General features: G+C 66.3%; 13 protein-coding genes and 1 pseudogene. 7 read left to right on the top strand and 7 right to left on the bottom strand.

All coding sequences use genetic code 11. The features are described 5' to 3' along the window. Window positions 1-20 precede the first annotated feature (20 nt). From XI02_RS32125 to XI02_RS45565, 4 genes and pseudogenes are all read right to left on the bottom strand, one after another. Window positions 21-1,523, bottom strand: a complete 1,503-nt coding sequence (locus XI02_RS32125; protein ID WP_370142927.1) for a FecR domain-containing protein — start codon at window positions 1,521-1,523, stop codon at window positions 21-23. A gap of 159 nt (window positions 1,524-1,682) precedes the next feature. Next, window positions 1,683-2,006 (bottom strand): hypothetical protein, encoded by a 324-nt coding sequence (locus tag XI02_RS32120; RefSeq protein ID WP_245163952.1) that lies wholly within the window; start codon window positions 2,004-2,006, stop codon window positions 1,683-1,685. Window positions 2,007-2,149: 143 nt separating this feature from the next. Further along, the gene (locus XI02_RS32115; protein WP_172647415.1) at window positions 2,150-2,764 is read right to left on the bottom strand and encodes an inner membrane-spanning protein YciB; all 615 of its coding nucleotides are present in this window, start codon (window positions 2,762-2,764) and stop codon (window positions 2,150-2,152) included. 186 nt (window positions 2,765-2,950) lie between these two features. Next, window positions 2,951-3,059 (bottom strand): annotated as a pseudogene (locus XI02_RS45565) (DUF2147 domain-containing protein); the annotation flags it as partial. A gap of 545 nt (window positions 3,060-3,604) precedes the next feature. On the opposite strand from XI02_RS45565, the gene XI02_RS32110 reads away from it, so the two are divergent. The 4 genes from XI02_RS32110 to XI02_RS32095 all read left to right on the top strand — a co-directional run bounded on the left by XI02_RS32110 (window position 3,605) and on the right by XI02_RS32095 (window position 9,855). After that, the gene (locus tag XI02_RS32110) at window positions 3,605-7,228 is read left to right on the top strand and encodes an autotransporter domain-containing protein (protein ID WP_244981065.1); all 3,624 of its coding nucleotides are present in this window, start codon (window positions 3,605-3,607) and stop codon (window positions 7,226-7,228) included. Window positions 7,229-7,354: 126 nt separating this feature from the next. Continuing rightward, entirely contained in the window at window positions 7,355-8,590 is a 1,236-nt protein-coding gene (locus tag XI02_RS32105) for an extensin family protein (protein WP_172647416.1), read from the top strand. Window positions 8,591-8,703: 113 nt separating this feature from the next. Further along, on the top strand, window positions 8,704-9,081 hold the full coding sequence (locus tag XI02_RS32100; protein ID WP_016845813.1) for a response regulator: 378 nt from the start codon (window positions 8,704-8,706) through the stop codon (window positions 9,079-9,081). A gap of 75 nt (window positions 9,082-9,156) precedes the next feature. Then, window positions 9,157-9,855, top strand: coding sequence for an ABC transporter permease (locus tag XI02_RS32095; RefSeq protein WP_016845814.1), 699 nt, complete (start codon window positions 9,157-9,159; stop codon window positions 9,853-9,855). On the opposite strand, the gene XI02_RS32090 is transcribed toward XI02_RS32095, so the two are convergent. Further along, the gene (locus tag XI02_RS32090) at window positions 9,829-10,650 is read right to left on the bottom strand and encodes an extracellular solute-binding protein (RefSeq protein ID WP_172647417.1); all 822 of its coding nucleotides are present in this window, start codon (window positions 10,648-10,650) and stop codon (window positions 9,829-9,831) included. The two genes, XI02_RS32095 and XI02_RS32090, sit on opposite strands and share 27 nt — an antisense overlap. 140 nt (window positions 10,651-10,790) lie before the next feature. Here XI02_RS32090 and XI02_RS32085 point away from each other — a divergent pair, with 140 nt between their 5' ends. Together XI02_RS32085 and XI02_RS32080 are read left to right on the top strand one after the other, a co-directional pair. After that, window positions 10,791-11,495 carry an SDR family oxidoreductase gene (locus XI02_RS32085; protein ID WP_016845816.1) on the top strand — a complete coding sequence of 235 codons (705 nt, stop codon included), beginning with the start codon at window positions 10,791-10,793 and terminating at the stop codon, window positions 11,493-11,495. Between the two features lie 272 nt (window positions 11,496-11,767). Then, the gene (locus tag XI02_RS32080; protein WP_172647418.1) at window positions 11,768-14,440 is read left to right on the top strand and encodes an alpha/beta hydrolase fold domain-containing protein; all 2,673 of its coding nucleotides are present in this window, start codon (window positions 11,768-11,770) and stop codon (window positions 14,438-14,440) included. A 242-nt stretch (window positions 14,441-14,682) separates the two neighbouring features. Here XI02_RS32080 and XI02_RS32075 read toward each other — a convergent pair whose 3' ends face one another. Both XI02_RS32075 and XI02_RS32070 read right to left on the bottom strand, forming a co-directional pair. Continuing rightward, window positions 14,683-15,525 (bottom strand): GNAT family N-acetyltransferase, encoded by an 843-nt coding sequence (locus XI02_RS32075; RefSeq protein WP_172647419.1) that lies wholly within the window; start codon window positions 15,523-15,525, stop codon window positions 14,683-14,685. A gap of 172 nt (window positions 15,526-15,697) precedes the next feature. Continuing rightward, window positions 15,698-16,342: a TetR/AcrR family transcriptional regulator gene (locus XI02_RS32070; RefSeq protein WP_016845819.1), complete on the bottom strand. Its 645-nt coding sequence runs from the start codon at window positions 16,340-16,342 to the stop codon at window positions 15,698-15,700. A 188-nt stretch (window positions 16,343-16,530) separates the two neighbouring features. Here XI02_RS32070 and XI02_RS32065 point away from each other — a divergent pair, with 188 nt between their 5' ends. Next, a complete protein-coding gene (locus tag XI02_RS32065) occupies window positions 16,531-17,817 on the top strand; it encodes an HlyD family secretion protein (RefSeq protein WP_172647420.1) in 1,287 nt (428 codons plus the stop codon). The last annotated feature ends 123 nt before the right edge of the window (window positions 17,818-17,940 follow it).

Here is a 17,940-nt window from a genome sequence, read left to right as displayed (position 1 = left end):
ACATTGATGCGATCGCTCGGTTACTGACGCTTGTCCCTGGGCGGAGGCGGCGCGCGCCGTTGCTGGAAGCCTGGACGCGCCTGCACGGCGGGCCGTTGCACGCCCGGTACGGCCTGCTGGACGCCGGGTCGCATCTGGCCGGGCGCCTGTGGCACAGGCTGCGCGGTGCCTTGTCGCGGCGCGCCCGGTTGACCCGGCTGGGCCGCTGGTGGTCCTGGCTGGCGCACGCCGCCCGGCGCCTGTGTGCGGCCGGGCTGCAGGCCGCCCGGCCGTGCCGGCGATTGTTGTCCGCCGGGTTGCGTCGCGCCGCCTTGGCGCGCGGGCTGTTGTCCGGCTGGCGTCTGGACGCCGGTCGCGTGCGGCAGCGTCGCGCCGCCGGGTTGGCCGGGCAGCGCATGCTGTGCGCCGCCTTGCTGCTGCGTGCCGGGCTGCTGCGAGCCTTGCCGGCCAGGCGTGCCCGGTTGCTGGCCGGGACGGTTCGGCTGGCCGGGCTGCTGCAACTGGCCCGGACGGTTCTGCTGACCCGGCTGCTGCGGCGCGTTGCGGTTCTGGCCCGGCAAGCCGTTCTGCCGCTGCGGGTTCGGCTGCACCGGCTGGCCGCGGTTCGGATAGGGCGCGGCCGGATTCGCCCTGCGGAAATCGGGATTGGCGCGGCGGAAGTCGCGCTGCTCGGTCACGACCTGACGGCCCAGTGTCTGCGCGCTATGGACCTGGCGCACAAAGCCCTGGTCGCGCGTGATCTGTTGCGGCGAGATCGTCAGCGGCACCGCGGCGAAGCGGGCGCCGCCGGTGCCCGGACGAATCGCAAAGCCGCTCGCGCCGCGCGTCAGCACGCCGAGCGAAGCGCCACTGCGGTCGTTGACCTCGATGCGGCCGACATGTCCGTCGGCGTCGGGATAGAGCTTGATGCCGACATTCCTGCTGGTCGCGGTGGCGCCTTCGGGCACTTCGACGAGGCCGGTGGTGCCGCGGATGCCGAGCGTCGCGGTCGGGGTCGAGATCTTCATGTCGCCGGTCTTGGCGACCGCGGCGGCGACGAAGGCCGCCGTTCCCTTGGTGACGTTGAACAGCGCGCTGTTCTGCTGGCCGCCGTCCTCATAGACATAATTGTCGATCGTGATCCTGGCATTGGCGCGCAGGTTGAAGGTGGTGCCGTCGTTGAAGGTGATGCCGAGCGAGGAGGTCGCCGATGTCGCGACCTCGTCATTGGCAAAGATGTCGTCGCGGATCTGCAGCGGCGTCGCGGTGTTGTTGCGCGTGACGGTCGCGGTTCCTGTCAGTGTTGCCACGTTGCCGATCGGCTCCGGCGCCGCGGGCTGCGCATTCGCGGCCGGCGCCGGCGTTGCAGGAGCGGGCGTAGCAGGAGCAGGTGTTGCCGGCGTCGGACTCGGCGCCGGGGCGGGCGCCTGTGCAGGCTGCGCTTGTGCGAGCCGCGTCAGGTCCGGCGCGGCATTGGCCGTTGGTTGCCAACCGATCGTGACGCCGGCGCCAAGCAGCAGCGCAAATAGAAGGGGGCGGCGCATCACCATCGATTCCCGGGGAGGCAGTGGGGACGGCAATTGAGCCGCGTCAGGCTGAATGCCGGATGAACGGTCCCGCCTTGTTGTCATCGCAGACCGAAACGATCAAGCACCGCGCTCCGTTGCCGGAAGCGCGGTGCCTGGTCGCTGTTGGGGTTTTGGTTAGCCGCGCTTGTGAGGAGTGAGATTGAGCGGTTTCGCCGGCTTGGTCGCGGGCGCATAACCCGCGGGTTGCGCAGCCGCCGGCGGCACGTGGTGGAACACCGCCTTGCAGCCGTCGCTGAGCAGCGTGCGCTGGCGGATCATGCAGGCGGTGACGCGATCGACATCGGGGATTTCCGAGCTGCACAGCCGCATGGCGTCGCTGGTGCACATCTGCTGCTGCTCGTCGGTGTAGGCATAGGACGCCGAGCTCAGCAGACCGAGCGTGAACGCAGTTGCCGCCAGCAGTTTGCCGTGACGAAGCGCGGAAGCGGTGAAAGCCATCATGTCCCCCTTGTGATCGCGCCGAAGCAGCGCGTTGTCGAAGCCATCACTAGGCAGGCTTGGTTTCGGCAATTCTTCGTCGTCATGGCAAAATGGTTTCGTCGCGCGGGCCGTTTGTTTCGTCGACCACACCCGGTCGGGGGCTACGGCGCCGCTGGCGCCGCTGCCCCTTCGAGCGCGAGCACGGCCTCGCGCTGCGTCTCCGGCATGGCGCGGATGCGCCGTCTCGCGATCAGGCGGAGCGCGGCAAAGCCGCCGAGGAACACCACGATCTTGCTCGCGGTGCCGAAGATCGGCATCACGACGGCCCATGTCGTGATCCCGCAGGTCAGTGCGACGAAGGCGTTCACACCGGCGGAGACGAACATCAGGGCGGCCCAGGCATAACCGACATTGACTGCGACATCGGGCACGACTTTCTGGGCGATCTCGGGCAGGTAGCGGTTGAGCCAGCCGGGTTTGAGCATCACGATGCCGACGATGGCGTAGATCACGCTCGGCTTGAACAGCACGAAGCGCGGGTCATGGGTCAGCAACGTGGCGGCGCCGGCGGCGACGACCAGGAACAGGCTGAGCCACTCCATGGTGTCGATCCGCTTGCCGCGCACCATCTGGACGCCGATCTGCACGACGCCGAATGCGACGCCGAGGCCGACCGCAAGCGCAGTGTTGTGCGTCAGCAGGAACAGCACCAGAAAGACAAGCGTCGAGGCGAGATCGAGGGCCAACAGCCTTGCCGCGGTGAGGAAGTGCTTCATTGATTGCCAATCGCCCGCAGGTTCAATTCATTTTCGACAATGCGGCTCTTATAGCGGGTCCGGCGACCCACATGAAGCGACCGCCGGGCAGATACAAGCCATTACCTGGAGGCGACTCGCCAAACTCGATGTCCGCCTGGCCGTTGCACAGCAGCGGACATCAGGTCGTACTCGCGGGCGAGCCGGCCGCTTCCAGGTCTGACCAATGCAGAACACGCCACCGAAGGCGCGGCCCTGCGCGCGCATCGCATGCGAGCCCTCTCATCGCGATCGTCGAGTCGTGGTTGCGGCCGGAGTGAACGCAAAAAAGCAAAGCGCCCGGCGGGGCGGCCGCCGGGCGCTGAACTCATGCCTGGTCGAATGTTCTAGAACACGCCGAGAATAATGGCGCCGACGAAGGCTAACGCGATGTACGCGGCCACAATGCTCAGCTTGCTCAGCAGAGGACTCGCGAAATCCATTGGGGAAACTCCCTCGGTTCACAACGCTGCCCGATTAACGTCAAAGTTAGCAAGGGGTTCCAGGCCGAAAAAGTCAGTCTTGTTGTCAGGCCCGCTATTCGCGGCAATGCCGCATTGCGATGCGCGGCTCAAATAGCCGCCGAATCAAGGCGTTGACGCGCCGCAAATATATTCGGCGGCGGTGCCGGTTCCAGGCGCCGGATAACGGTACCGTTCGGATGTCCGTCGGTTGCTCTCGCTTCTGCCGTACGCATCGTGAGCCTGTGTCGTTGCGCCGCAAGGCAGCATCGTCATTTGTTGTGCGCCTGTCACAAACCATACCCAGATTGCCGCCGGAATGACCGGGGCTCACCCCCGGTAACGTATTTGGGAGCGTTACGTGAAATCTGAGTTTCTGAGCCGCGCAAGCCGGCTTGCGCTGGCTATTTCTGCGACTTCGTTGGGGTTCTCCTCTCCGGCACTGGCCGCAAGCTTCAGCACTCCTCCGAACAGCACGACGGCGCAGACCGTCTCCAACAATGACACCGGCTCGGTCGCCGCCGGCAGCAGCCTGTCGGTGACGGGCACCGCGATCACCTGGATCACCGGCCTGTCGTCGCCCGGCGTCGTCATCACCAACAATGGCACCATCTCGGCGACGTCGCGCGGCATCGACACCTCGAGCAGCGCCATCAGCGGCAATCTCACGCTGATCAACAATGCCGGCGCGGTCTTCGCCGCGTCCAACGATGCATTCCGGATCAATGGCGGCCTGAGCAGCGGGTCGGTCACCGTCGACAATGCCGGCACCGTCCAGTCGACGGGCAACGGCCGCGTCTTCGACTTCGTCAACGCGACGTCGAACACCACCGTGTTCTCGATCACCAACCAGAGCGGCGGCACCATCAGGTCATCCGGCAGCGACGTGATGCGGATCGGCGGCGGGGCCACCACGATTACCAATTCCGGCCTGATCGACGCGACCAATACGGCCGGGTCTCGCGCGATCCGCGCCACCACCAATCTCAACAACGTGATCTCGCTGTCGGTCGTCAACAATGCGGGCGCGACGATCCAGTCGGCGGACGACGCCATCCAGATCAACGGCGCGTCGGGCAGCAACAGCACGACGGCGGCCAGGTTCTCGGTCGACAATGCCGGCACCATCAAATCGGCGACCGGCCAGGCGATCGACTTCGACAATCTCACCTCGACCGCCGCGAGCGTTCACATCACCAACCGCGCGACCGGCTTGATCACCGCGGCCAATGCGGATGCGATCCGTCCCGGCGAGAACTTCACGATCGACAATTACGGCCAGATCATCGCCAATGGCACGATCGATCCGGCAACCGGCCGGCCCAGCGCCGATGCGATCGATCTTCAGGGCGGCCACAACGGTACCGTCAACAACTATGCCGGCGGCCTGATCTCGGGTGCGAAGAACGGCACCGCGGGCGATGCCGGCACCATCACGGTCAACAATTTTGCCGGTGCAACCATCATCGGCCGCAACGGTGCGGGCGTCGGCGGCGGCAACGCCATCGTCACCAATTACGGCACCATCACCGGGGCGATCGACGGCGTGTCGACGCGCAGCGATGGCGACGGCATCGATATCGACAATGTCCTGACGCTGACCAATTACGGCATCGTGCAGGGCACCGGCGCGACCGGCGCCGACGACGGCGGCCGCTTCAACAACAGCGAAGGCCTTGCGATCGGCGGCGGCACCATCCGCAACTACGGCACCATCAGCGGCGCCGCGGCGGGCATCGTCGTCAACAACGATTCAAATCCGGACCATTCGCGCAGCGGATCGGCGGCGCTCGACCTGATCAACTATGCCGGCGCTACCATCGTCGGCAACAACAGCTATGCGATCCGCTCCGAGAACAAGACCGGCAATGCCGCCGTCGACAACGACAGGATCGTCAACTACGGCACCATCATCGGCAACGGCACAATTCCCGATCCCAACGGCGTTACGCTGCTGCAGAACGGCACGCCCGACACCGGCTCGGTCGGTACGCTGAACGGCGTGACCTATACCGGCACCGGCTCGACCCGCTTCATCCGCGGCGACGGCGCGGCGATCCAGACCGGCGAGGGCGCCGACGTGCTGTCCAACTACGGCACCATCATCGGCAATACCGGCCGCGCGATCAGCATGGAAGGCGGCGACGACACGCTCAATCTCTATGGCGGCTCGACTGTCGCCGGCCGGATCGATGGTGGGGTCGGCGCCGACACGCTCAATCTGTTCGGTCCGGGCACGGGCACGCTCTCGAACGTGATCAATTTCGAGCTGCTCAACGTGCAGGGCGGCGTCTGGACTGTGACCGACGCGCAGAGCTACCAGGCCGGCGCCACCATCGGCTCCGGCGCGACGCTGCTGGTCAATGGCTCGCTTGGCAATGCCGTGACCGTCAATGCCGGCGGCACGCTCGGTGGCAACGGCAGCGTCGGCAATGTCCTGGTCGATGGCGGCACGCTGTCACCGGGCAATTCGATCGGTACGCTCACGGTGCAGGGCAGCCTGACCTTCACCGCCGCATCCACCTATCTGGTCGAAGTGTCGGCCGCGGCGTCCGATCGCACCAACGTGACAGGCGCGGCAACGCTCGGCGGCGCCACGGTCAACGCGTCCTTCACCGGCACCACGTTCCAGAAGCAGTACACCATCCTCAATGCGGCCGGCGGTGTTAGCGGCAGCTTTGCCGGGCCGGTCAACAGCAATTTGCCGTCGAACCTCATCTCCAGCCTGAGCTATGACGCCAACAACGTCTATCTCAACCTGGCGCTGAATTTTGCCGCAACCGGAAAGCTCAGCGGCAACCAGGCCGCGGTCGGCAATGCGATCACCAACTCGTTCAACAGCACCGGCAGCGTTCCCGCCGCATTCGGCGCGCTGACTCCGGCCGGGCTGACGCAGGCGTCGGGCGAACTCGGCACCGGCTCGCAGCAGACCACCTTCGATGCCATGAACATGTTCCTCGGCGTCATGACGGATCCCTTCACCGAAGGGCGCGGCGGCATGTCTGCAAATGGCGGCGCGTCGCAATTCGCCGGTGACACCATGAGCTACGCATCGACCGGCATGTCGCGTGCGATGGCCGCGCGCGACGCCTATGCCGCGATCTATCGCAAGGCGCTGCCGCCACCGCAGACGTTCGAGCAGCGCTGGAGCGTCTGGGCGGCGGGCTTCGGCGGCGGGCAGAGCACCGATGGCGGCACCGCCGTCGGATCGAATTCGACGACGAGCCGCATTTTCGGTGTCGCCGTCGGCGCCGACTACCGGATCTCGCCCGACACGATCGCGGGCCTTGCGCTCGCCGGCGGCGGTACCAATTTCACCGTGGCCAATGCACTCGGCGGCGGACGCTCCGACCTGTTCCAGACCGGCGCCTTCATCCGTCATGGATTTGGCCCGGCCTATCTGCTGGGCGCGCTGGCCTATGGCTGGCAGGACGTCACCACCGATCGCACCGTGACGATCGCCGGCATCGACCGGCTGCGCGCGCAGTTCAACGCCAATGCGCTCTCTGGCCGGATCGAAGGCGGCTATCGCTTCATCACGCCGTGGTCGCTGGCGCTGACGCCCTATGCCGCCGGACAGTTCACGACCTACGATCTGCCGTCCTGTGCCGAGCAGGTGCTGTCGGGATCGAGCGCGTTCGCGGTGGCCTATGGCGCCAAGACCGTTACCGCCACGCGCAGCGAATTCGGCGTCCGCAGCGACCGCTCGATCGCGTTGCAGGATGGCATTCTCAGCTTGCGCGGCCGACTTGCCTGGGCGCACGACTACAACACCGATCGCAGCGTTGCCGCGACATTCCAGACGCTGCCGGGCGCGTCCTTCGTGGTCAACGGTGCGGCGCCGGCGAGCGATGCGGTGCTCACCACCGCGAGCGCGGCGATGAACTGGACCAGCGGCTGGTCGGCGGCGCTCACCTTCGAAGGCGAGTTCTCCGACGTCACGTCGTCCTATGGCGGCAAGGGTGTCGTTCGCTACACGTGGTGATGACGATCATTCTCGGCAGGGCGCGTGTTGGCCTGCCGGGTTCCGCTGCATGGTTAAGGACAGCTGAAAACAACGCATCGAAATGCGTTGAAGAGTCTTTAATCAAATTCGCAGAACCTCCGCGCCATGACGCGTGGAGTTCGTTTGTATCTCGTCGGCTCCCTTGTCCTTGTGTCGCTTGCTGGTTGCGGTCGCGGTCTGTTTCAGACCGCCGAGCGCGAACCGTGGCGGGCCGAGGCCGAGGCCGCATGCCTGAAGTCGGGCGCGGTCAAGGAGAGCGCCGATCTCGTCCGCATTGATCCGATCTCCGGTCCCGGCGTCTGCGGCGCCGAGTTCCCGCTCAAGGTCGCCGCGCTCGGTGAAGCCAGTTCAGCTTACGGATTTGCCGACGACAGCCTGCGTCCGCCGGCATCAGTCGGCAACCAGCCGCGCTGGCCGATCAACCGCCAGCCGTCTCCGCCGCCCGCGCAGGTGCCGTATTCCAATCAGGCCGTCGGCCAGCCGAGCTATGGCAATGAGCCGAGCTATGGCAGCCGTCAGAATGGGCCGGTCTCGCTGTCGGCGCCCGGCGTTCCGCCGCAGCAGGACGAGATCGATTTGCCGCCGGATGGCTCGCCCGACGCCAGGGGCGAGCGACCTTATTATCCGGGCCTGCCCTCCAATCCGCAGCGCGACAGCGCGGCTGCGCCCTCTTCACCGGCACCGTATTCCCAGCAGCCGCCCGGCGCGCCACCGCCGCCGCGGCTCGGTCCCTCGAGCGGCAATCCGGTGGTGACGGTCGGCCCGGTCGCAGTGAAGCCGGCGGCAACGCTGGCGTGCCCGATCGTCTCGGTGCTCGAGCGCTGGCTCGCCGATTCCGTGCAGCCTGCGGCGCAGCGCTGGTTCGGCGCGCGTGTCGTCGAGATCAAGCAGATCTCGGCCTATTCCTGCCGCGGCATGAACGGCAATTCGCACGCGCATATTTCCGAGCACGCCTTCGGCAATGCGCTCGACATCGCAGCCTTCACGCTGGCTGACGGTCGCCGCATCACCGTGAAGGATGGCTGGAAGGGCCTGCCGGAAGAGCAGGGCTTTCTGCGCGATGTCCAGGCCGCCGCCTGCCAGCAATTCACCACGGTGCTGGCGCCGGGGTCCAACGTCTATCACTACGACCACATCCATGTGGATCTGATGCGCCGGGCCAGCCGGCGCCTGATCTGCCAGCCCGCCGCCGTCTCGGGCGAGGAGGTCGCGGCGCGTGCCGGCGGCCGTAACCCCTATGCAACGCGCGAACCTTATGTCACAGGATCGCTCGGCGGCAGAAAGCCGGCCCCGCGGGGTAAGGCGGGGGTCAACGAAGAAGACGAATTCGCCGACGAATAGGGGCGCGTCTGATACCCGTATTTTTACTGGGTGACACCGTGCAAACGGTAGCCACTTTTGTTGCATATGCTCGCTGAGTCGGGCGCACCCGGCTGATTGTTTGGGGGATAGCTTTGCAAGACGCGCCGATCATTCTCGTCATCGAAGACGATCGTGATCTTCAGATGATGGTGGAGGACGCCCTGAGAGACGGCGGCTATGAGCCGGCGATCGCAGGTTCGGGCGAGGAAGCCCTGACGCTGCTGAAGGCGTTCCGCACCAAATACAGTGCACTGGTCACCGACATTCGCCTGCTCGGCCGGCTCGACGGCTGGCGTGTGGCGCGCGGCGCGCGCGAGATCGATCCGTCATTCCCGGTGCTCTACATCACCGGCGGCGGCGGCGACGAGTGGCCGACCAGGGGCGTGCCGGACAGCGTGCTGCTGAACAAGCCGTTCTCGCCCGATGAACTGGTTGCGGCCGTGGCGAAGCTGCTCGAGAATGCCGCCTAGGCCTCAGCGATTGATCGCCCGCGCGAAATCGGCGATGCGGAGGTTGGACGGGGCTAACGTGTCTTCCAGGCCGGCATGAATGACTTCGCACAGTCGATCACGGCGGCAGCTTCCCTGATAGCCGGTCGCGATCCGGTCCTGCTCGGGATCGTCGCATTGTCGTTGCGTGTCAGCCTACTGGCGAGCCTGCTCGCGCTGCTGATCGGCGCGCCGATCGGCGGCTGGCTTGCGATATCGAGATTTCGCGGACGGCAGGTGGTGATCGTGCTCGCCAATGCCTGTCTCGGCCTGCCGCCGGTCGTGGTCGGCCTCGGGCTTTATCTCCTGCTGTCGCGATCCGGACCGTTGGGCTTCGCCGGGCTGTTGTTCACGCCGACGGCGATGGTGGTGGCGCAGGTCATCCTGGCGACGCCGATCGTGGTTGCGCTGGTGCATCGTCCGGTCGCGCTGCTGTGGGCGGAATATGCCGACCTGATCCGCACCGACGGCCTGTCCCGCCTGCGCAGCCTTGCGCTGGTGTTCTCGCTCGGCCGCGCCTCGCTGCTCACCGCGTTCCTCGCCGCGTTCGGCCGCGCCATCGCGGAGGTCGGCGCCATCATCATCGTGGGCGGCAATATCAGCGGCTATACGCGAACGATGACGACCGCGATCGCGCTCGAGACCAGCAAGGGCGAGCTGGCGCTCGGCCTCGGGCTCGGCGTCATCCTGCTTGCGCTGAGCGTCAGCGTCAGCACGATCGCGTTTCTGCTAGTGCGCGGCGTTGGGGAAAAATAGCTGCTCGCCGCCGACCTTGTAGCCGGCGATGGCCGACTGCCCGGCCTGCGAGACCAGCCAGTCGATGAAGGCCTGGCCGTCCGCGGCCTTCACCGTCGGATGCTTCGCCGGATTGACCAGCATCACGCCGTACTGGTTGAACAGCCGCCGGTCGCCTTCGGTCAGCACGGCGAGCTCGCCGCGGTTCTTGAACGACAGCCAGGTGCCGCGGTCGGACAGCACATAGGCATTCGACGCGGATGCCATGTTGAGCGCCGGACCCATGCCCTGGCCGATCTCGCGATACCACTGGCCTTTCGCCGAGCCGAGATCGACGCCGGCCGCATTCCAGAGCCGCAGCTCGGCCTCGTGCGTGCCGGAGTGGTCGCCGCGCGAGATGAAGGCCGATTTGGTCGCGGCGATCTTGCGCAGGGCGTCCGCGACATCCTTGCCGCCGGCGATATGCGCCGGATCGGCCGCCTTCGGGCCGACGATGACGAAGTCGTTGTACATCACGTCATATCGCCTGGTCGCAAAGCCCTCGGCCAGGAACTTCTCTTCGGCCACACGATCATGCACGAACACGACATCAGCATCGCCGCGCCGTCCGATGTCGAGCGCCTGTCCGGTGCCGACCGCGACCACCTTCACGGCAATGCCCGAGGCCTCCGAGAAGCGCGGCAGCAGATAGCCGAACAAGCCGGACTGCTCGGTCGATGTCGTCGAGGCCACGATGATGGACCGGGTCTGCGCGAGCGTCGGGCCGGCGAACAACAGCGCGGCGGCGATGAGGAGGTTTCGAACGAACGATGCCATGTGAATGCTGCTTATCGGAGAATGATGTCGGTCACCTTGCCGCATTTCGTCCGGTGGCGCAAAGCAGGCGCGATGTCGCGCACTGCGATTGGCGGTGCTAGGGTCGCCCCGAACGAAGCAATAAGAAGGGATATCGGATCATGGCAGCAGAGAAGGTCGCGCTCGTTACCGCGGGCGGCAGCGGCATGGGAGCGGCGGCGGCGCGGCGCCTCGCGGCCGATGGTTTCCGCGTTGCGATCCTGTCGTCGTCGGGCAAGGGCGAGGCGCTGGCGAAGGAGCTCGGCGGCCTCGGCTTCACCGGTTCGAACCGTTCCAACGATGATCTGAAGCGCGCCGTCGACGGCGTGGTGGCGCGCTGGGGCCGCATCGATGCGTTGGTCAACAGCGCCGGCCACGGCCCGCGCGCGGGTGTGCTCGAACTGACTGACGAGCAGTGGCACACCGGTCTCGACGTCTATCTGATGAACGTGATCCGCCCGACGCGTCTCGTCGCGCCTCACATGCAGGCGCAGAAGTCGGGCGCGATCGTCAACATCTCCACCGCCTGGGCGTTCGAGCCGAGCGCGATGTTTCCGACCTCGGCGGTGTTCCGCGCCGGGCTCGCCGCGTTCACAAAACTGTTCACCGACAGCTACGCCGCCAGCAATGTGCGCATGAACAACGTGCTGCCGGGCTGGATCGACAGCCTGCCGGCAACCGACGAGCGGCGCGACAGCGTGCCGATGAAGCGCTATGGCAAGGCGGAAGAGATCGCCGCAACCATCAGCTTCCTCGTCTCCGACGGAGCGGGCTATATCACCGGCCAGAACATCCGCGTCGATGGCGGATTGATGCGGTCGATTTGAGGCAACTGGTAAACCCGTCATCTTCAAGGCAAGTGAGTTTGTGACTCACAAGCGGCACCAAATGTTCGCCGGGACGACATCAAAGTGTGCGGCGCCGTTCGTACCCGTTGCGTCGCCACAACGTACGTCACCACTTGCGTCTACGCGCTGCGCGGCGCGCTCCAGGCCGCGGGCGTCACAATTGCGGCGACCTCTGATTGCGTTTGTCGTGATGACAAACTGAAAGCGCAGGGCTAGCCTTCCGTCAAATCAAAACATACGGGAGGAATGGCATGCCAGACGCAGCAGTTGCAGCACGCGCTTCAGACTCCACGCAGAGCGGAACCACGCAGCAGGTCGACGTTGCGGTGGTCGGCGCCGGCTTCGCCGGACTTTACCTGCTGCATCGGTTGCGCAAGGCGGGCTTCTCGGCGGTTGCGCTCGAAGAGGGCGCCGACGTCGGCGGCACCTGGTACTGGAATCGCTATCCCGGCGCCCGCTGCGACATCCAGACCATCGACTACAGCTACACCTTCGATCCCGAGCTCGATCAGGCCTGGACCTGGTCGGAGAAATACGCCACCCAGCCGGAAATCCTGCGCTATCTCGGCTTCGTCGCCGACCGCTACGATCTGCGTCGCGACATCAGGTTCGGCACCAAAGTCACGCAGGCGACCTGGAACGATGCGACCGGACGCTGGCAGATCGCGACCAACAACGGCGCCAACGTCTCGTGCCGCTACTACATCATGGCGACCGGCTGCCTGTCGTCGCCGAAGCCGCCGGAGATCGACGGCGTCAAGGACTTCAAGGGCGAGATCTATTTCACCGGCCGCTGGCCGCATCAGGGCGTCGATCTCAAGGGCAAGCGCGTTGCGGTGATCGGCACCGGATCGTCGGGCATTCAGTCGATTCCCTTGATCGCCGAGCAGGCCGCGCAACTCACCGTGTTCCAGCGCACGCCGAACTTCGCGCTGCCTGCGGGCAACGGCCCGGCGCCGGAGGATCGCAAGACCTATTTCGAGAGCGACCGCGCCGCCTATCGCGAGCAGGCGCGCTGGTCGATGGCCGGCGTGCCCTATCCGCAGCAGACCGTGGTGAGCTGGCAACTGAGCGACGCCGAACGCCGCGAGCGGTTCGAGAAGGCGTGGGCGGCGGGCGACCTTGTCCACATCCTGACCCAGCTCTGGGCCGACCAGGCCGTCGATGTCGACGGCAACAGACTGGTCGCCGATCTGATCCGCGAGAAGATCGGCGCCGTGGTCAAGGATCCGGAGACGGCGGCGGCGCTTGCCCCGCATGATCATCCGTTCGGCGCCAAGCGTCCGTGCCTCGATACCAATTACTACGCGACCTACAACCGTCCGAACGTGACGTTGGTGAATTTGCGGCAGGAGCCGATCAAGGCGATCACCGCCAGCGGCATCTCGACCGACAAGCGCAGCTTCGATGTCGACGTCATCGTGTTCGCCACCGGCTTCGACGCGATGACCGGCGCCATCATGGCGGTGCATCCGATCTCCGGCCGCGGCGGCAAGTCGCTGTCGGATGTCTGGGCGCACGGACCGCAGACCTATCTCGGCGTCACCGTCGCGGGCTTCCCCAATCTGTTCATGATCACCGGTCCCGGCAGCCCGTCGGTGCTGTCGAACATGGCTGTCTCGATCGAGCAGCATGTCGATTGGGTGGTGGAACGGATCGCCGCGCTTCGCGACGCCGGCTTCACCACGATGGAAGCGACAGAGACGGCGCAAGCCGGCTGGGAACGGCACATGGCCGACTGCGCGACGCTGACGCTGCACCGGCTCGCCAATACCTGGTACACGGGCGCCAACGTACCCGGCAAGCCGCAAGGCGTGATGCCTTATACGGGCGGCGTCGGTCCGTATCGCAGCATCTGCAACGAGGTGGTCGGCCGCGGCATGCTCGGCTTCAAGCTCTCGGGTCCCGGCGTTGCCGAGCAATGCAATGACGGCGAGGTCGTGCGCTTGCAGCCGGATGTGCGGCTGGTGCTGAACCTGCTTGGCGAGTTGAATCTGCCGCCGCTCGAGACGATGGGGGCGCAGGGCACGCGCGACTTCCTCACCGAGTTCAACAAGGGGCGTCCTGCCGGCCGCCCGGTCGGCGAGGTCGGCAGCGGCATGCTGCAGGGCGCGGACGGTCCGCTGCCGTACAAGCTCTACCGGCCGGCGACGCCGGGGCCGCATCCGATCGCGGTGTATTTCCACGGCGGCGGCTGGGTGCTCGGCGACGAGATGTCGGACGATCCGTTCTGCCGCGACCTGTGCCGTCGCACCGGCATGATCATCGTCAGCGTCGGCTATCGCCACGCGCCCGAGCATCGCTTCCCGGCCGCGGCCGAGGACGGCTATGCAGCGGCGCGCTGGATCGCGGCCCACACCGCCGAGCTCGGCGGCAGGGCAGGGCCGCTGCTGGTCGCCGGCTGGAGCGCCGGCGGCAACATCGCGGCCGTCACCTGCCAGCTCGCGCGCGATCGCGGCGGGCCCGAGATCGCGGGCCAGCTCCTGATCTGTCCGGTCACCGATTCCACATTCGACCGGCCGTCCTATGTCGACAACGCGACCGGCTACTTCCTGACCCGCGGCCTGATGTACTGGTTCTGGGACCTGTACTGCTCGCCGGCCGACCGCACCGACCCGCGCGTCGCGCCGCTGCGCGGCAAGCTCGAAGGCCTGCCGCCGGCGTTCATCGCGACCAGCGAGTTCGACCCGCTGCGCGACGAGGGCATCGCCTATGGCGACGCGCTCGCCAAGGCCGGCGTCAGGGTCGAGCAGCTCAAGGCGCAGGGTCACTTCCACTCGTCGTTCGTGATGGTCGACGTCATCATCACCGGCGTCAGCGGCCGCGTGAAGATGGCGAAGGCACTGCGGCGCTTCGCTGGCCTGCCCGAGGAGATCGAGCAGGACAACGTCGCCGCGCCGGAGGTCAACGCGGCGGCGAACTAGTTCGGGAATGTGATCAGGTGGCGCGTCATGTCCGGGCTCGTCCCGGGCACCCACCTGTTGTCGCGGGGGCGTTTCGCCAGAATATCGAAAACAACCCCATGCAAAGTAGCCGGCGGCGGCTGGCGCTCGACCAGGCGACTTGACACGTCGGGCAACTCAGGGGCATATTTCCAATATTCCGAAATCTATGCGAACGCGCCAGAACGCCGCATCCTTGCCGTGCGACGTCGTCGCGTCATGCCCTAGCCGAGCTCGAACGTCGTGACGCCGAACACGCGATCGATCCGGAGTGGCGGGATCGCGCCGGTATACATCCGCGCGGTCTCGAACACCGGTAACAGCCCGAGGTCTTGCGCCAGCGCGACGGCGTCGCGGTTGACCGCGGGAACATCGAGGAAGATCTCGCCGCCGCCTGCGCTCGCGAGCAATGCCGACAGGATGGCCTCGGCGCCGGCACGGTCATCGGCAATGAGCGGGCCGATCTTGCGGCCGGTCCGGCAGGGGCGGATCACGCCCCAGCCGGCCAGCCTGCCGTCGCGCATCAGCGCGCGCCCGACATGTCCCGGCGTATTGATCCAGCTGCGCAGGAAGGCGGGGCGCGGGGCCGGAAACACCGTGGCGTCATCGGCTTCGATCAGCGCCATAGGCACATCGCTCAGCGCGACGATGCGGGCTTTCGGCGCAGATGGTGCGGCGACGGTGCCGCCATAGCGCACATTGGCGTAGGCAAGCGCGAAGCCGGACTTCTGGTAGTTCGCCTGCTGCGCCACCACGCCATCGAGCCCGATCACGCGCGGGCGCGCATGTGCGATGGCCGCATTCCAGATCTTCAGGCCGTGGCCGCGGCCGCGCAGGTCCGGGCGCACGATGTAGAAGCCCAGGAAGGAAAATTGCGCGCCGTAATTGACGCAGGAGATCACCGCGGCAGGCGCGCCATCGAGCTCGCCGATGGAGAAACCCTGCGGGTCCTCGGCGGCAAAGCAGGGCGCATCGGCGAGACCCGGATTCCATCCCTCCGCCGCGGCCCAGTCCACCGCGAGCGCGATCTCGTCCGGCCGCATGTGTCGGATGCTGAGGTCATTCATGGCGGATGATTACCTTCGATTTGCCATGGTAGCGCGCCGCTGTCTCCTCGTCATGGCGAGCGAGGCGAAGCAATCCATCGGGCCGCAAGAAAGAAGAATAGATTGCTTCGTCGCTTCAGCGCAAAAATGCTTTGCAATTTTGTCGCGAGCGCCTCGCAATGACGGTGCGCGATCAGCTCGCCTGCTTCGGCCGGTACGCCGCGAAGAACACGCGCGTCGCGCTGTCGACGACGGTTGCGATCCGCTCCGGCGAGGGCGACGGCTTGGCCTGGAAGATGAACGCCTGGAACAGCGTCGCCTGGCACATCTGCATGAATTGCCAGGCCGCGAGCTGGTAGTCGTCGATCACGAGCTCGCCGAGCGCGGCGCGCGCCTCGAGATAGGCGGCGAAGCGGTCGACAGTGTGGGCGATGACGTGGGTGTAGAACCGGCTGCCGAGCTCGGGCATCCGCTCGGCGATCGCCATCACGGTGCGGATCGCCGAGCCGCCGCCGGGCCGGCACAACACCGCGACATAGGCGCGGCCGAACTCGGGGAGGGTGGTGTCGACGTCGCGCGCCGGATCGAAATTGAAGGCGACCTGGCCCTGCTCGAGTTTTTCCTCCTCGACGATCGCCGCGAACAGCCCGGCCTTGTCGGGGAAATAGACATAGAGCGTGCCCTTGGAGACGCCGGCAGCGCGCGCGATCTCGCCCATGCTCGCGCCGTCAAAGCCGAGCTCCAGGAACACCTTGCGGGCGCCGTCCAGGATCTGGCGGCGTTTCGACGATTCCTCCTCGCCGACGGACTGGAGGGAGGTTTGGGGCGCTGCAACCATTGATTTAGCTTCTCGGGAAAGAACTCAACCCATAGTAGGAAAGGGAAGAATCGAAGCCTTATAATCTGGCAGATGGGAATATAGATTGACCGAACCGTTCGGTCAATGGTATCTTGGGAGTGACGATGCGCCGCACGGCCCTTATTCCGCCATCGCGCGCGTCAAGATTTTTTTGGGGAGCCTCGGCTATGGCCGCAGCACGGGATCAGGCTGCACGCATTGTTCGTTCCGGGCCCGAGATGGCCGAGGACGCGATCGCGCGCGATGCATCCGCCGATCTCGGCGAGCAGGGCCGGGCTGATGAAGCCAAGCGTCCCGCGGACGCGCCGCCCGCTTCTGCGCCCGAGCAGCCGGCGGCTTCGTCCGTTGCGGCGCCGGCGCCGAAATCCGGCAAACGCAAATTCGTGATGATGGGCGTGGTCGGCCTGCTCGCGCTCGCCGCCGCGGGCTATGCCGCCTATTACCTGATGGTCGGGCGGTTCTACGTCTCGACCGACGATGCCTATGTCCGCGCCAACAACTCCATGCTCGGCGCGCGCGTCGCGGGCCATATCGCGGCGATCCTGCCCGGCGACAACGCGTTGGTGCGCGCGGGCGACGTGATCTTCCGGATCGATGACGGCGACTACCGTATCGCGGTCGACGCCGCGCGCACCCGGATCGCCACCCAGCAGGCGACGATCGAGCGCATCGGCCGCCAGGTTGCGGCGGCGGTGAGTTCGGTCGAGCAGGCCCAGGCCCAGCTCGTGTCGGCGCAGGCCGGCCTGAAGCGCGCCGATCTCGATTTCGACCGCCAGCAGGCGCTCAGCACCAAGGGTTTTGCCTCGCGTGCGACGTTTGAAGTCTCGGAGGCCGGCCGCGATCAGGGCGCGGCCAGCGTGCGATCCGCGCAGGCGGCCTATGATGCCGCCAAGGACAATGTCGAGGTGACCAAGGCGCAGCAGGCCGAGGCCCGTGCCCAGCTCGCCGAACTGCAGACCCAGCTCGCCAAGGCCGAGCGCGATCTCGAATTCACCAACGTCCGTGCGCCGGTCGACGGCACCTTCTCCAACCGCCTGGTCAACACCGGCGACTATATCAATGTCGGCCAGCGGCTCGGCAACGTGGTGCCGCTCGACGGCGTTTACATCGACGCCAACTATAAAGAAACCCAGCTCAAGCGCATCCGCACCGGACAGCGGGTGACGATCAAGGTCGACGCCTACGGCTTCCGCAAGTTCACCGGGCTCGTCGACAGCATTTCGCCGGCGGCGGGCTCGGTGTTCACGCTGCTGCCACCCGACAACGCCACCGGCAACTTCACCAAGATCGTGCAGCGCCTGCCGGTCCGCATCCGCGTGCCGGCCAGCGTCGCCAGGCAGGGCCTCTTGCGCGCCGGCATGTCGGTCTACACCACCGTCGACACCCGCGAGGGCGCGGCGGACGCCGATGCCGAAACCGATCTCGACGCGCCGATGATGATCCATCCGCAGTGATGTCCTGAGAGCAGGCGGCATATGACGTCTGATCGGAGAATTGCCGCATCAACTGTCCACCTCTCCCCTTGTGGGAGAGGTCGGATTGCATCGCCAGATGCAATCCGGGTGAGGGGTTCCGGC

The sequence above is a fragment of the Bradyrhizobium sp. CCBAU 21365 genome (genome assembly GCF_015291305.1).
Lineage (GTDB): Bacteria > Pseudomonadota > Alphaproteobacteria > Rhizobiales > Xanthobacteraceae > Bradyrhizobium > Bradyrhizobium elkanii.
Note: the sequence above shows the minus strand (reverse complement) of the source record. Positions and strands in the feature narration are given on the sequence as shown.

Excerpts from the sequence above, each read along its gene's own strand:
- XI02_RS32115 (WP_172647415.1), bottom strand. The coding sequence starts at position 2,764 with ATGAAGCACTTCCTCACCGCGGCAAGGCTGTTGGCCCTCGATCTCGCC.
- XI02_RS32120 (WP_245163952.1), bottom strand. The coding sequence starts at position 2,006 with ATGGCTTTCACCGCTTCCGCGCTTCGTCACGGCAAACTGCTGGCGGCA.
- XI02_RS32125 (WP_370142927.1), bottom strand. The coding sequence starts at position 1,523 with ATGCGCCGCCCCCTTCTATTTGCGCTGCTGCTTGGCGCCGGCGTCACG.
- XI02_RS32065 (WP_172647420.1), top strand. The coding sequence starts at position 16,531 with ATGGCCGCAGCACGGGATCAGGCTGCACGCATTGTTCGTTCCGGGCCC.
- XI02_RS32095 (WP_016845814.1), top strand. The coding sequence starts at position 9,157 with ATGAATGACTTCGCACAGTCGATCACGGCGGCAGCTTCCCTGATAGCC.
- XI02_RS32090 (WP_172647417.1), bottom strand. The coding sequence starts at position 10,650 with ATGGCATCGTTCGTTCGAAACCTCCTCATCGCCGCCGCGCTGTTGTTC.
- XI02_RS32070 (WP_016845819.1), bottom strand. The coding sequence starts at position 16,342 with ATGGTTGCAGCGCCCCAAACCTCCCTCCAGTCCGTCGGCGAGGAGGAA.
- XI02_RS32080 (WP_172647418.1), top strand. The coding sequence starts at position 11,768 with ATGCCAGACGCAGCAGTTGCAGCACGCGCTTCAGACTCCACGCAGAGC.
- XI02_RS32075 (WP_172647419.1), bottom strand. The coding sequence starts at position 15,525 with ATGAATGACCTCAGCATCCGACACATGCGGCCGGACGAGATCGCGCTC.
- XI02_RS32105 (WP_172647416.1), top strand. The coding sequence starts at position 7,355 with ATGACGCGTGGAGTTCGTTTGTATCTCGTCGGCTCCCTTGTCCTTGTG.
- XI02_RS32085 (WP_016845816.1), top strand. The coding sequence starts at position 10,791 with ATGGCAGCAGAGAAGGTCGCGCTCGTTACCGCGGGCGGCAGCGGCATG.